The 16,657-nt window shown below is 35.8% G+C and carries 7 protein-coding genes; all 7 read left to right on the top strand.

What is annotated here, in order from left to right; genetic code table 11:
• Window positions 1-236: 236 nt before the first annotated feature.
• Window positions 237-2,708: a BNR-4 repeat-containing protein gene (locus SLW70_RS09145; protein ID WP_320888007.1), complete on the top strand. Its 2,472-nt coding sequence runs from the start codon at window positions 237-239 to the stop codon at window positions 2,706-2,708.
• A gap of 132 nt (window positions 2,709-2,840) precedes the next feature.
• Window positions 2,841-4,397 (top strand): T9SS type A sorting domain-containing protein, encoded by a 1,557-nt coding sequence (locus SLW70_RS09150; RefSeq protein ID WP_320888008.1) that lies wholly within the window; start codon window positions 2,841-2,843, stop codon window positions 4,395-4,397.
• 259 nt (window positions 4,398-4,656) lie between these two features.
• Window positions 4,657-7,869 carry a BNR-4 repeat-containing protein gene (locus tag SLW70_RS09155; RefSeq protein WP_320888009.1) on the top strand — a complete coding sequence of 1,071 codons (3,213 nt, stop codon included), beginning with the start codon at window positions 4,657-4,659 and terminating at the stop codon, window positions 7,867-7,869.
• 402 nt (window positions 7,870-8,271) lie between these two features.
• Entirely contained in the window at window positions 8,272-9,609 is a 1,338-nt protein-coding gene (locus tag SLW70_RS09160; RefSeq protein WP_320888010.1) for a T9SS type A sorting domain-containing protein, read from the top strand.
• Window positions 9,610-9,802: 193 nt separating this feature from the next.
• Window positions 9,803-12,682, top strand: coding sequence for a cellulase family glycosylhydrolase (locus SLW70_RS09165; protein ID WP_320888011.1), 2,880 nt, complete (start codon window positions 9,803-9,805; stop codon window positions 12,680-12,682).
• A gap of 115 nt (window positions 12,683-12,797) precedes the next feature.
• A complete protein-coding gene (locus SLW70_RS09170; RefSeq protein WP_320888013.1) occupies window positions 12,798-15,509 on the top strand; it encodes a reprolysin-like metallopeptidase in 2,712 nt (903 codons plus the stop codon).
• Window positions 15,510-15,722: 213 nt separating this feature from the next.
• Window positions 15,723-16,655: a hypothetical protein gene (locus tag SLW70_RS09175; RefSeq protein ID WP_320888014.1), complete on the top strand. Its 933-nt coding sequence runs from the start codon at window positions 15,723-15,725 to the stop codon at window positions 16,653-16,655.
• The last annotated feature ends 2 nt before the right edge of the window (window positions 16,656-16,657 follow it).

Genomic DNA, 16,657 nt, shown 5'->3' on the forward strand with positions numbered 1-16,657 from the left:
CCACTAACTGGTCTATTGGTTTAAGTCGTAATACTTCTTTACGTTTTACAAGTGTCATAATAGATTGAATATAAGTTTGTATTGATTGTTTTGTTTATAAAGAGCGGCTTTCTTTTTTTTTATAAAATGAGTATAAAAACTAGTCTTTTTATCAGGACACTACAGTACAGATGTTAGAGTTTATTTATAGAAATTGCATTCTGTTTCTAATCTAATAATCTATATATAAGTTAATTATGAAAAAAACTACTATTAAAAGATCTTTTAGTTTTATGATCTTCTTTTTTACATTTTTACTTCAAGCGCAAGTTACTCTCGAAAAAGAAGTAAAAATAACTGACTTAGCCATGTATTTTGATGGTGTTAAAGTAGATCTAAACTATACAGCTAATTCAACCACAGGATATGACTATGTGTATGGTCGTTCACTGACACCGCACGGAGATTGTATTAAAGTGTATGATAAATACGTTTTTATGACTTGGTATCGTGGAGGTAAAAATGACCGACATGTGATGCTTACCCGTTACAATACCGAAACGGGAACGATGAAAACCATCGAATTTCCACACCAGCATACGGGTTATGATGGGAAATGGTGGATAGGGGAAACACACAACACAATTTCAGTAGGGATTTGTCCAAAAAACGGAACGATCCATATGTTGTATGATATGCATAGAAATGCAAATGTACCTTTATTTGTAACCAATGATGATGTTTTAAGGTATTCCTACACAGTTCCAGGTGCAGCAACAGTTCCAGATGCTGAATTTACGATTGAAAAATTTGTACAATCACCCAACAACAATTACAAGCATGCATCCTTCCCGGGTATTAACGACGCAAACACTACAGGTTTGCTAACCTATCCTGATTTTTTTACTAATGATCAAGGGGATTTGTTTATGAAAAACAGATTTGGATATTCTGAAAATGGTAGGTTTTTATTCGCTAAGTACGATGGTACTAGTTGGGTAGGTTATACGGATTTCAATAGAAGTAATGCTTCAAGTTATGACAGTGCATACAACTGGGGACTTTATGGAGATATTAAATTTTTGAATGGGAAAATACGCGTTGGTTTTCAACAAAGGGCAAATTTAAATAATGATAAATACGAATATCAAAATGGTTTTTACTATGCTTATTCAGATGATCCAAGTGGGCTGACACAATGGAAAGACCATGCAGGGGTAGGTTTTTCAAGACCGCTTTCAAATTCTAACCTCATTAAAATTTCTGAACCAGGTGATTTGGTGACAACGACAGAAAAAGATAAAGTGTATATGGTGAGTGGTTTCGACTGGACTGTTACAGATAATAATGATGTTCATTTTATTGGGAGGGTTAAAGATAACAGTACCACAAGTAGTACTGCTGGACAAACCAAACAAGTGCATACATACAAGCCTGCAGGAGCAACGAATTTTATCACAACTACTGATTTTTCTGGAGCTGAAACCTTGTATGCTAACGGTAATTTTATTTACATTGTGGGGTTGAATTCTTCAGGAAGACCTTATGTTGAAAGAGCTCCAGGAGGAACAAATTCTTTTACTAGAATTTATGAAGCAAACTCTGGTAAAACTTTTGAAAAAGGCCAAGTTTATATTTCTAGTGGAAAATTATACTACTATCTATTAGAAAAAAGTGCACAAATAACAGGTGATGCAAGACCAACTTACCTTCAAATTATTGATTTAGGAATTGACAATGGTCCTAAACCATTTGCCGTTGATTTGGTAACACCTACAAACAATCAGTCTTTTGAACAAGGAAAAACGGTAGCCTTATATGCCAATGCAACTACTGATGCGGGAGCTTTAACCCGTGTGGATTTCAAGATAAATGACCAAGTGATAGCATCCGACACTAGTTTGCCTTATTCCTATAATTGGGTTCCTCAAACTCCTGGAGACTATACAATACAAGCAGTTGCCTATAATGATAGTAATGCAAATGTGAGTTCTTCAGTGGTAAATGTTACGGTTACTGCGGTGGATAAAACCAATTTAACGGGAGATATTTACCGATTAAAAAATGTTGCTACGGGACAATTCCTCCAAGCGCAAACAGCCTCATCTTCGGCTGTGCTTATGAATAATGCTAGTACAGGTCAGGATAAAGAATGGGCTTTTGTCAAAACTACAGTGAATAACGCTACGTTTTATAATATTGATAGTGAGGTTACGGGTATTTTGCGTGCTACGGGTAGTGGTTTTACTCCTGCTTATGCAGTAGTGAATACGACCAAAGCCTCTCCAGCCACTGATTCCGATAAGATTTGGACGGTACATTATATCGAAGCGGATAATACCTATAGATTTGAAGCAGGAACTGGCGGCCGATTTTTGTACCATGATGTAAATGGTACTGTGAATAACAGCCTAGTTCCAGATACTGATGCAAGAAGTAAATGGCAGGTAATTTCAACCACATTAGGGGTGGAAGATTTTGCTAAAAGTAATTCGGTTATAAAACTGTATCCAAATCCATCAAAAAATGAATTCACCCTCGAATTTAAAGAGATAGGTAAGGTTACTGTAAATATTTATGATGTGTTAGGTAGGGTCGTGTATTCTAAAATAACCAACGATAATAATCTCGTAGTGCCGAATAATGGAGTCTTTAAATCAGGTATCTATCTTGTAAAAGTGGCTACTAATGATAACAATAACTATTTTACAAAACTTGTAATAGAGTAGTTTTTTGATGAAGCAGAGAAATTTCCTTTTCTGCTTTATTTTATTTGTCATGCTGAGCCTGTTGAAGCCTTATAATATTTGATTTTTCGAGCGGAGTCTCAATTAAAAGTAACTCTTAAATAATCCTTTTTTATGAAAAAAAATACGTTAAAGTCCTTTTTGTTTGCTAGTTTTTTACTCTTGTCATTTAGTTTGACAGCGCAAACAACAGCACCCGATGAAGATACCGGTGCTTACACGACCTGTAACCCAGATGGCGAAAATGCAGTTAGAGAAACAGATATTCCAAACCCTGTAAATACAGGAACTATTGATGATCGTAGTTGTTATGCAAATTACAAAGAAAGTAGTGTTTATGGGAAAACTTGGGGGATGTACAACATCACAGCTGGTTCAAATAAATTTGACACAACTTTACAACCTAGAATTGAGCGCTCATTAAGTAGGTCTCAGCAGACGGGTGTGGGAAGTTATGCAAGATTTACAGGAATCGTGAGGATTCTTGAAGTGGGTGATGCTACGGGCACCAGCAATGATGGGACTTACATAGCACAAGCCAAAGGGAAACATACAGGTGGTGGAGGTTCTGCAGATCCAGCTATTTGTTTGTATTTAGCGATGCCCGTATTTGGTACTGGTGCCGATGCAGGTAAGCAAGTGTCGTTCGATATCTATGCCGAGCGTATCTTGGTTCGTGGTGGAGAAGGAAGTAGTGGTAGGGAAATCGTTTTTCTAAAGAACATACCAAAAAATGTAGAAACTACTTTTGAATTAGAGGTAGGTTTTAGACAAGACCCGAACAATGCCACTAAGAAAATTCATTATTGTGATGTGATAATTGGAGGGGATGTTTTTAATTGGAACATACCCTCACCTGAAAGAGGAACAGAATCGGGTATTCGATATGGTGCGTATCGAGTAAAAGGCGGAAGAGCACAAATTAGATGGGCAAATACGACCTACCAAAAAGCAGAAGTTGTGGATACTAATCCTCCACCTGCAACAGGTGACGTTTACCGATTGAAAAACGTAGCGACTGGGAAATTTTTAACTGATTCAGGAGTAAGTGCTACACCAGTGACGATGAGTGATTCAGGTGTAGAGGATAACAAACAATGGACTTTTGTTGATAGTGGAAGCTTTTATAATTTAGATAGTAAAACCTATGGGGTATTGCGTGCCACGGGAGCTGGTTTTGCTGCGGGAGCTTATGCCGTTGTAAGTACGGGAACCAATCCACCATCAAGTGATGGCGACAAAGTTTGGACGATACATTATGACGAATCTGATGATACGTATCGATTTGAATCAGGTACTAGCGGCAGATTTTTGTATCATGAAGCTAATGGAAACGTAACACATGTTATTGTACCTAATACAGATACTAGAAGTAAATGGAAAGCCATTCCAATATCAACCCCTCTTGGTGTGGAAGATTTTGCTAAAAGCAATTCGTTAATAAAACTCTATCCTAATCCAGCTAAAACTGAATTCAACCTCGAATTTAAAGAGCTAGGGAAAGTAGTTGTAACTATTTATGATATCTTAGGTAAGTTGGTTTATTCTAAGACTACCAATGAAACTAATCTAGTTGTATCAAATAATGGTGCTTTTAAATCAGGTGTCTATCTTGTAAAAGTGAATACGGCTGATAGTAATGCTTATTTTACAAAGCTAGTTATAGAATAGGTTTTTAAATCCAATTTTTAGTAAAGCAGAGAAATTCTTTTTTCTGCTTTATTTTTCATTTTCATTTGACAGGCTGAGCTTGTTGAAGCTCCCGTTTTATCATAACGTCATTTACTCGACTAACTTCCCAATAAAAAATTAACTATTAACCCAGAATTCGCATTAGGCTTTTGTTGATTTTTTTTGTCACGAAAACCTGCTTGCCTGCCAACAGGTGTGTGTTCCAATGTGTAATTCATAAGTAACCAACCCTTATTTTATGAAAAAAACTACCCAACCAGATTCCGTAAAAAAATATGGAATCCTTTTAGTACTATTTCTCATTACGACAACATTTTCAAACCAGCTTTTAGCACAAGTCAAATTTTTAGATAGTACCGTAGTCACTAGAGATGCCTTTTATTTCTGGAAAGCCGATGATCCTCAACCCTATCATTATGGAGCCAGTATTAATCCTCACGGGAACTGTGTGAAGGTTTCTAATGGCTATGTGTTTTATACTTGGTACCGTGGCGGATGGACGGATAGAACCTTGATGGTTTCTCGTAAAAAAATAGGGGAAGGCAATTGGGTTCATGTGGCTTTGCCAGCTAAATTAAGTTTGGTAGGAGGGAAAGGGGATACGCACCTCACTACTAATATTGGTATTTGTCCCATAGACGGTACTGTTCATTTGATGTTTGACCACCACAACGAAGATTTGAATTATATCCGCTCAAAAAAGAATATAGCCTTCGGTCCTGACAGTGAATTTACAGCTGCCAATTTTTTACCCCAACAAGATTATCTAATCTCAGGGAAGGTAGTAGATGGCGTTACCTATCCTGATTTGTTTAATAACGACCAAGGGGAAATGTATTTTGAAAGAAGGCTAGGCTCGGCAGTTGGAGGAAATGTGGTTATGACCTATTACAATGGGGATACTTGGTCACCTGAAACGACCATTATTCAGGGCACGGGAACTCAGGTATCTCAAGGCGAACGAAATTTTGCCTACGGTAGCGCTGTTTTAATAAATGGTAAATTCTATTATACATATTCTGTACGTTGGGCTGAATCTCCTACAACATTAAATGAAGGGGTTTATTTGATGGAGCTTGGCGCTAGAATGGATAACAAAGCAACGAATGTAGCGGGAAAAAGTTACGATTTACCAATTATCGACCACAAGCCTTTTCTGATTGCAGACCCTAGAAGTGTGCCCGCTAATGCTGGTTGGGCAGGTGGACCACAAGTGGCTATTTCTCCTAAAAATGATATTTATTTGTACCAAGTTCCAAAGAGTACGACACATTATAATTACCTGAAAAAAGCAGGTGAAACTGAATTTGCAGAAGAACGAGGCAAAGGAACTTTAGGAAATTTTTACGGCAACCGCATGTATAAATTTATTGAAAGTGGAGAGGATTTGGTCATTAGTAGTTGTTTGGCAGGTACCTACACTTGGCGTGAGGACTTCAGAATGACGGTAGGTTCGCGCTTTAGAAAAAGTATTAAAATAATGGATAACGGAACTATTGTGGCCGTTTATAGTGGTACCGAAAATAGCGAAAAAGTATCTATTTATTGTTATGTGTTCCAAATCGAGAAGTCAGAATATACAACACAAACTATAACTTTTGATGCGATTGGTCAAAAAACAGAGGGCGATGCTGATTTCGCTTTGACTGCAACCGCAAGTTCTAATTTGCCTGTAAAATTTAGTTCATCAAATACAAATATTGCACGAATAGTAGAGGGGAATAAAGTGAAAATTATGGGTGTGGGAACTTGTGAAATTACGGCACAACAAGCGGGTGATGGTACCTTTGATGCTGCGCCCGAAGTCAATCAAACCTTAGTGGTCAATGCCAATACCAATAAAACAAATCAAACAATTGAATTTACTTTAGCCAAATCAGTACATACTTGGGGAGATGCTGATCAAGTCTTATCTGCTACAGCAACTTCAGGCTTGCCAGTGGTGTTTGAAAGTTCCAATCCAGATGTGGCTGCTATCGTTGATGGAAAACTGCAAGTAAAACGTGCTGGAAGCACTACGATAAATGCTTTACAAACGGGTGATACCATCTTTAATGCTGCTCCAATCGTAAGTCAACATTTTGAAGTACCTATTCGTCAGCAAACCATCTCTTTCAGTGCTATTCCTGAGGTGACTTCTGGAGACCCTGTATTTCAATTACAAGCCACAACTAACAATCCAAATGCTAAATTACGCTTTGTACTTCCAAACAACCAAGTGGCCATTGTATGGGACAGTTTTGTGACAGACGTTTTAGGTCCGGGGAGTGCGACCATTACAGTAACCGAAGAAGGTGATGAATATTTTACTCCCGCACAAGCTACAAGAACCATTACCGTTAAGCCTAAAACACATGTTATACCCGCTACCATCGAAGCAGAATATTTTACAACCAAAAGTGGTGTCAATATCACCCGTTGGAGTAATTCTGTTTTCTATTTGAATGATTGGGGTGTGGATGATTTTGCAGAATACACCATTGATGTTCCCGCAGACGGCACCTATGAAATTGAAGTTTTTGCGGCTTCTCCGAGTACTTCAAAAAAGTTAGAGGTAAAAAGTGGTGCTAATACTTTGGCAACGATAAACTTAGCTATAACCTCTAGTCTTACTGTATTCAAAGGAACTAAGGCTACGATTACTCTTCAAAAAGGAGTACAAAAAATTAAGATAGTGGGATTGATAGGAGGTTTTAATTTTGATAAAATGAAAATCAGTCTGGTTCAAGCTCCGACAGTCATAATCGATAAACCTACATTACAAGGCGATTCGTTTCGATTGCAAAATGTGGCGACAGGAAAATATTTGCTGTCGAATAGTTTGGAAACCACGACTAGCAATGGAGGAGAAGCGCAAGAAAACCTTTGGACTTTTGTAAAAACAAACTACAATGGTACAGATTTTTATAATATAGACAGTGAAGTTAGCGGTAGAGGAGTATTGCGTGCAACTGGTTCAGGATATACCGCCGACCCTTATGCGGTTATCAATACGAGTGTCGCAGCTCCTAAGCCAGATGTGGATAAAATTTGGACCATACATTATGATGAAACAGACGATTCCTATCGATTTGAAGTCAGAGACCAAAATCGGTTTTTATACATTACTGAAAATGGAAAAGCCTATAACATGCCAGCTGATATTACCGATACTAGAAGTAAATGGAAAGCAATTGCCAAAAGCAGTTCACTAAGTAATTCTAAAAATGTGTTTAATTCATCATTCCTAAAAGTATATCCTAATCCTGCTGAAAAAAAGTTTGTTGTAGAGTGTAATGATTTAGGAAAAGCAACAATTACAATCTATGATGTTTTAGGGAAGGTTATATATAGTAAAACAACTGCTGAAAATAAGGTAGAAATAGAAGGGGATTTTAAACCTGGTGTTTATCTTATAAAAGTGGTAGATGAAAATCAAAAAATGGATCATGTCAAAATTTTGATAAAATAAAGCATGGTTTCTTTGTAATAAAAAAGCAGAAAGAGTCATTTTTTCTGCTTTTTTTTATGGGATTGGACAGGTTTTTTTGAAAAAAATAATAATAAATCTTACAATAGAAACAAGGATGAAATCCAACTGTCAATTTCGTAAAAATGTTCAGTAAATTGAATTATTTTTTAGATTAAATTCAGTTTTTTAAAAATTTTAGTATTGAATTTTTGTTGTTTTTGGTAAAAATATTGAAATATGTAATTTGAATCTTTTGTGTTGCTTTTTTTCGTTTGCTGGCAGGACAATGCAGGACATAGTTTTTTTTGTAAGCGGGTAAATTTGAATTAGTTATGAGGGAAGGTGAATCTACAAAAAGTAGCTTTTCTCATGAAAATGTTTAACTAATTTAAATTATTATTTATGAAAAGAAAATTACAATTTTTAAGTGTTGTTGCTATGACAGCATTTTTGGGAGCGCAAGTTGTAAATGCGCAAATTGCTTTGCCTGGGTTAATTGAGGCAGAAAATGGTGTTTTTACAAGTACGAATAGTGGTAGTTTAATTGGCACTGCGAACTTTTCCCCTGGTACAAATAATGGAATTTCTGGTTTCAACAATTCAGGATCACCTCTTGTTACAAGAACAGCAACTTATACCGTTACAGTTGCCACAGCGGGTATTTATAATCTATCTATGATTTACGGTTTTGCTACTGGTTCAACCGCAACGAATGCAGGACTAAGAGTATATATCCCAGCAGGAGAAACCACTTCTTTGCCATCTACAGATCAATACAATGTTTTTGGTGGTGCTGGTGTGCTTAGAGTTAATCCTACTACATCCGCCAATTATACAACTGCAGTTCCTGGCACTTTTGTAAAAAATGGATTCTATTTACCTTCAGGAACGTACAAATTATCGTTCGAAAATGTGGGCTCTGGTGGTTATAGTATTGATAAATGGGAAATACTTTCTAGTACGGTTTCTAGACCTTTTCCTAATGTAGGTACTGTGCCAAATATTACAACAACAGGAACAAACGAATTTGAAGCAGAAAATTATGATCAAGGAGGAGAAGGGGTAACGTTTTTCGACACTACCTTAGCTAATACAGGTACAGCAACTGCTGTTGCTTATCGTATAGATAATGTGGATGTAAGCAATGCAGCTGGGGTTGGATCTCCAAGTAATGCCAATGTTGTTAACGCTATTGCTGATACTGAGTGGATGGAATACACAGTAAATATTGTTAATGACGGTAATTACAAACTAGCAACAACTTATGCTTCTGGTTCAGATACAGGCTTAAAGTTAACAGCTGCAATTTATAATAGTACAGGAACAAAAATTTCAGATTTAATTACAACTCCTTTAGAACTTACAACGACAACTTCAGCAACTACTTATGTTGCTATAGAGTCTCCAGTTTTTCCTATTACAACTACTGGATCAAAAATAATTAGAATTTCATTTTCTGATGGAACTGGAAGTGGTGTTAACATAGATAAATTTAAATTAGTTTATAATAGCACACTTGGTGTAAATGATTTCGAATCAAATGTTTCAATTAATGTACATCCAAATCCAAGTGCTTCTGGTGTGTTCCAATTGAGGCAGTCAGTTAAATGGGAAGTATATTCTGCTTTAGGTTCTAAAGTAGCTCAAGGTGAAGGTACTGAAATCAATTTGTCATCTCAGGCAAAAGGGGTGTATTTGGTTAAGACCGCTAAAGGTGCTACTAAAGTAGTATTCCAATAGTCTTTTCTTTCTCAATACTGCTTTAGGAACTGTCTAAAGTCTAAAAATACCAACTTGTTAATAATTCAGGATGCTGTTTTTAGTTTTTAGGCAGTTTTTTATAAAAAAAAAAGATTTAGTAGAATTTAGGACACCATCGAATGGCAATCGTTAGTGTTTCGAAGCTGTAGCGAATCTGTTTTTTAGAATGTAAATGAATAAAATATACAAAATGAAATTACCCAATTTAATAAGTTTGCTGCTTTTGAGTACTTTGAGTATCAATGCACAGGTGGTGTTATCTGCAGATTTTACGAATAACAGCAATAACAAGTGGGAGTTAAAAGACATTTGGAATGTCGCCAACCGGATTTCGCCCACAACAGGTGCAGGAGTAAGAACTGGTTTTGAGGTGAATACCATCCGAATGGTTGGTGGGATTAATAAAAAAGTCAATGGAGAAAATGTCCCTGATTTAGATTTTGATCCCGTAAGTTATGATACCAATACAGGCACCTATGTCTATAACTGGAATGTGCTAAAAAACCGTATCAATGCCATTAAAAGAGATGGGGTTAAGATTTATCAATTTGTTCTTGACCAAGTGCCTTGGGCATTTCAACAGGGCTATACTTTTATACCTACGGGAACAAGAGACAATATCAATTTTAGAGAAGACGAAAGAGTAACTATTTATGGAAATTCGTTACCGCCTAAAGACAAAGTGGCTTACTTTAATTTTATAAAGGCCATGATGACCGAATTAGTAGCAACTTATGGTGCAGATGAAGTATTGTCATGGCGTTTTAGAGTGGGTTCTGAAATCGAAACCCCTGAACATTGGAAAGGAACGGAACAAGATTTTATCGATCATTTTGCCAATACTGTTAGAGCCGTTCGTGAAGTATTGCCAACTGCTACAATAGGATTGCACACTCGTGAACCTGACTTTATTTATAAAAATGGGACGGAACTGAATTATAAAGGCGAGCCAATTAAATCTTTTGCCAATGGAATTTTGGATTATTGTTTCGCCAATAATATTCAATATGACTTTTGGGGAGCTTCGGAATATGTTTTGATTAATAATTCTACCGATAGAAATATCAGTCAAAAATACATAAAACTTTTTGCGCCATTAATCAATAACCCGAAGTGGAATCCTAATGCAAAATTTGATATGATGGAATATGCTATTGTTACTACCATGGATGGAGCTGATGGTTTAGGCTATATAAATTGCGCTACGCCACATACCGAAATTATTAATTTGGCTTATTCCAATGTGTTTTATAGAAATAGTAATAAGGGACTACAAAATTTCTTTAGATGGGGACAAAGGCCTACTTCTATTGAAGTGCCTAGTATTGCGGTGCTGAAAACAATGACGGGTAAAAACAGATATGAAACCACTATCACAGGCTCACCTTCTGTAACAGGAAATCAAATAGATGCTCTTTTTTCTAAGAGTGCTACCGAAAAGGATGTTGTGGATGTGTTGGTGTATAACCTCAATGCAAGTTCGCTTAATTATCAAAATGATGAATCAATAAGAATTTCATTTAATAGCGAATTACCAGTAGGTACAGTCTTAAAATACCGAAATCTAACCTATGGTAAGGATCAAAATGATTTGGAAAATTTCTTAAAAAACGAACCTACTTCAGGTTGGATAAAGTCAGGTTTTGATAGAAGAGGAGACCCTTCACGAACTTTAAATACTGCTGGAGCGGCTGCTTGGGCATCTTATACCAATCCTAATCCGTATGCATTTAATGATTGGAGTTATGTTACTACAACAGCTCGTACCGATGGAGGCTCAGGATCTTTGGTAACGATAAACACCAGCTTGTCTTCGTTTTCATTTAAAAAATATGAATTCCGAATCAAAGAAGTTTCCACCATAGCAATTCCGGGAACTATTGAAGCAGAGTCGTACAATCCAGGAGGGCAAGGTGTAGGATTTTCTGATTCGGATACGGTGGATACTTTAGGGGCTGGAAACGGTATCGACGGCGTTGATGTTGGAATTTATAATGGTTCAAAATACGTTGGGCATACCCAAAATGGAGAATGGTTGAAATATACCGTAAACGTAGTGAACAATGGAAATCATGATTTTCAATTTTTATACAGTGCTGCCAGTGCAGGCTCAGTAGTGAGTATTGATGTGGATGGAGTACCTCTTTTTAGTAATTTTTCATTACCTCAAACCTCGGGGATAAACGATTTTAAGTCAGTTAGTAAGTTAAAAGTAGCATTGACTTCAGGTGTTCATGAATTAAGAATCAACGTCCAGTCGGGTGGGTTTAATTTGGATAAAATAATTGTTGAAACATCAGGTTTGAAGCCTTTTAAAACGATAGTGAATATTCCAGGAACGGTACAAATCGAAGACTATGCCTTAGGTGGTCAAGGGGTAGCTTACAATGATACTACACTTGGTAATGATACGAGTGGTTATAGGACAGAAAATGATGTAGATTTAGTCGCTGGAGGAACAGGTTTTGTTTCAACAGCACTGGCAGGTGGTGAATATATCAGATATCCTATTTATGTGACACAGTCTGGGGTGTATCATATGGAGTTGAATTATAAAACATCTTCTACTACTTCTAAACCCATCGCCGCAGCGATATTAGCAGCTGATTTATCGTCATCAACTCCATTATTTACGGATGCTGGTGGTTCTACAACTTCGGGAGTGATTAAAAAAGTTGATGGTGGTGGTGGTACTATTTACGCTGATTATATTTCGACCAGTTTTAATCTTTATGAGGGGAACTGGGTGATTGAATTACAAATACCATCAGGAGGAGCTGGACCTAATTACGATTATTTTACACTTGTAATGGATAGTCCTTTAGGGGTTAAAGATTTTAGTAAAAAAGATGAAGGTACTAAGGTATTTCCTAATCCAAGTCGTGATGGGATTTTTAATTTAAGCCAATCAAATTCATGGAAAATTTATACTTTAACAGGTAGCGAAATTTTATCTGGCGAAGGTGCTGAGATTAATCTTGCAGCCTTTTCTAAAGGAATCTATTTGTTGAAGATAAAAGGAGAATCGGTTAAAAAGCTGTTGTATCAATAGATATCTTTAAGCCTGTTTCAAAAATGAGAGGATTTTTTACTAACTGTGAATACTGATACTGGTGTTTTTAGTGTTTGCAGTTAGTAAATCATTACTGAAATAAAAGTAAAGAATTATGATCGTAAAAAGCGCTTTTAAGGAATTATCAATAGTTGCGATGTTGCGGTTAAATTTCTTAATTGTTTTATTAAGAATGTTTTTTTTAAGATTAGTGGTGATTCTATTATTTTTTTATACAACAGGATATAGCCAAAACAACTTTTTTTCTAAAACAAAATTAGAGCACAAAATTCATCTAGGGGAAAATGATTCCCTATCAAATCGTTATCAATTTGATTATTCAAAACTAAGTGCTGCCTTAAAGCAAACCTTTAAAACCTCAAAAGGTACAAAAAACAAAGTAATAGTAGGTTTTCCTGATAAAAGAGGTGCTATTATTGATTTTCTGATTTCGGAACGTGCTGTTTTGGATGAAGAACAACAACAAAAATATCCCGAAATACGGTCGTATTTTGGTTACAATATTGAAAATCCATCGATTAAAATAAGTTTTAGTCTTTCTCCCTACAATGGGCTTAGCGGAATTATGATTACTAAAGATGAGTTTGTAATTTACGAACCCTTTGATAATGTTGAAGCTTTTAAGGTATTAGAAAAAAAGAATATTGAAAGTAGGACGGTTGCTAATTGCTTAGCTCCTAAAAATTTAAGTAAGCTAAAAAATATTGAGTATCTTAAAAAACAGGCAGCGACTACTGTCAAAAAAAAATATAAAATTGCAATAGCTACGACTAACGAGTATTCTGGTTTTCACGGAAATACTCTTGCCAGTGTGAATGCTGCAATTGTGGCTACTTTGACAAACGTGAACGCCGTGTTTGAAAATGATTTGAATATTAGTTTTCAATTAGCCCCTAATAATGACAGCCTTTTATTTTTGGATACAGATAGTGATTCTTTTATAGATACCACTGATTATGGGGAGTCATTGCAAAAACTTCTTGACACTAAGATAGGTGAAGCTAATTATTCCATCGGACATTTGTTTCGAAAAGGAGGTATTGCGGGCAACTCAAACTGTATTGGTTGTGTTTGTCAGTCAGGCTTGAAAGGGAGGGCGTATTCTTCAAGTAATCATCCCTCGGGATATTTTTTTGACTACAATCTAGTAGCTCATGAAATTGGCCACCAATTTGGTGCTAATCACACTTGGTCTGCTAATGGAAATGAAGGAACTGGAGTTCAAGTGGAACCCGGTTCAGGTTCTACAATTATGGGATATGCGGGTATTTCTAATTCGGCAAATGTTGGGTTGAATAACGAACCTTATTTTCATGGGATTTCGATTACTCAAATTGAAGACTATTCGAGCCAAATATCATGTGGTGATTTCATAAGCACCACAAATACGAAACCAAATATTAAAGACTTTTCTACAATTATTTTGCCCATATCAACTCCTTTTAAATTAGAAGGGCAAGCATGGGATAATGACGGAGATGTGTTGACCTACTGTTGGGAGCAAATTGACAATAGTTTTGGAAGGTATGTTTTTCCTGACTCTCAGGTGACCAACTCCAATGCCGTTTTATGCAGGTCTTATTTGCCTTCGCAAAATAATACAAGATATATTCCAAATCTTGATGAGTTACGGTATGGTCTTAATGAAACAAAATGGGAAAAAGTTCCTAATGTGGCAAGAAAAGCTACTTTCAGACTGACTGTAAGGGATAATAATACACAGGGCGGGCTTACAAACTACAAAGATGTTGAAGTGGTATTTGATGGTAATTATGGGCCTTTTGAATTTAATTCATTTAATACTAAGTCCATTTTTTTAATACCTAATTCCTATCAAACGATTAGTTGGAACGTAAATAAGACAAACCAGCTTCAAGGGGGGAAATATCTAAAATTAGTACTCTCTACTGATGGAGGAGTAAAATATGATTATGTTATTGCGGATAATATACCTAATAATGGTGTCTTTCAATTTAAGGTACCTAACATCGTAGCAACTGAATGCCGTTTTTTGCTGGAAGCGAATGGAGGTCATTTTTTTGCAATCAATAAAGAAAATTTCTCCATTGGTCAAGAAGTGGTGAATGTCTGTAAAAAATACGAATCCAGTTTAAACTTAGCATTGCCAATAAGTCATGATTTACCTGATGCTAAACAAATAAACAGTATTGTTGTTGAGGATTCGGAAATGGTAAATAATGTTAATGTTGCTATTAATTTATCCCATGAGCAAATTAAGAATTTAGAAATTTTTATTGAAAGCCCACGGGGGACAAAAGTAGAATTAAAGAGCTATGGAAGTTGTGGAACTGAAAAGGGTATAGTAGGAGTATTTGATGATGAAGCGGTGCATTTTGATTGTTTAAAGAGTTTGAATAACTTCAAATTCCGTCCGCAAAAAGATGCTTTATCACTGTTTAAGGGAGAAAATAGCAAAGGAAAATGGAATATAATTATTAAAGATAATTTGCCTTCATTTGGCGGTGTGTTGAATTCATGGTCCATAGAATTTTGTAAAAAAACGGCTAAAGAAGTTACGCAAAGGGAAAATGCCTTTGATGCTAGTGCTGTTTTTCCAAACCCTAATGATGGCAGTTTTATTGTAAGCTCCCCTGTTTTACACTCAATAAAAAAAATTACCATGGAGTTATTGGATTCAAGGGGTAGATTAGTTTATAAAAAAGAAATCGAAGAAACAAATTATTTAAATGAATCCATCACTTTAAACAGCCTACAATCAGGAATCTATATTTTGGAACTTACGGATGGAGAAAAAAAAATATCCCGAAAAATTCTTGTGAAATAAAATAATTAATTTGTTTAAGATGTTTTTAACTATTGCATCATATTTGGGTGTATTAGTTTGTGTGATATTTATTTTTTTTGTTATTTTTTTGAAGTTTGTTTATCGATATAACTAAATAAATATGATATTTTAATTAAAACCCTATAGTTCAGGATAGTTAAATTTTATTACTAAATTAAATTTACTTCATTAATTAACCAAATTTAATAATAAATGAAAACAAAATTTAACCGATTAGTCCTTAGTGGTTTTGGAGGGTTACTCCAAATTGGACTCTTAATGTCTTGTACGAACGATGCTCAAGAATCAAAAAATGTAGCTGCGAGTGACGAAGACATTACAGTGCCAATTAGTAATAATTTAACAGCAGCAGACTGTAGTCAGCAATTGTATAGTTGGACAGGTGGGGGGACCGATCATAATGTCGGTGTAAGTCCAACGATTGATGATAGAAGCTGTGCATACGATTATACCCAGAGTACTTATGGTTCTAGTTATAACTGGGGGGTATACCGGATTGCTGCGCCTGATGTCAATGGTACACTTCAAACCAGAATTGAACGTGAATCCAAAAAAGTAAATAAATTAAATACGGGTAACAAAGTTCGATTTTCTGGCTGGTGTCGTATTTTAAGTGTGGGTACTGTAGAGAGCCATGGAACCAAACTTCCTACTGATCTTTCAGATAGAAACGGAACTTATATTTTTCAAGTAAAAGGGAAAGACGATCTTAGTCCAGCTGATAAATCTCCAGCGGTTTGTTTGTTTATTGCTAAAGCTGTAAGGCGCCCAACGGGTTCAATAATCAAAGTTAATGGACAAATTGAAAAATTTGATATATATAGAGAACAAATTGGAACTCGTAATGGTTATGGCGATGCTCAAAGAAGTTTAGTGAAAATAACAACTGTAGGTTATAACCAGGATTTTTATGTTGATGTAACAACTGGTTTTACTGTTAGTGGGACTACAGTAACCAATTATGTTAATGGAACAATCAATGGAGTAAATGTAAATTGGAACGCCCCTAATAATGTTAATCCTAAAGAAACGTTCTTCCGTATGGGGGCTTACCGTTGTTGGGAAGGTGCTGCAACTATTTTATGGAGAGAAGGAACTAAGATTGATGGTTTTGTAAATAACTAAAT

This window comes from Flavobacterium sp. NG2, from assembly GCF_034119845.1.
Lineage (GTDB): Bacteria > Bacteroidota > Bacteroidia > Flavobacteriales > Flavobacteriaceae > Flavobacterium.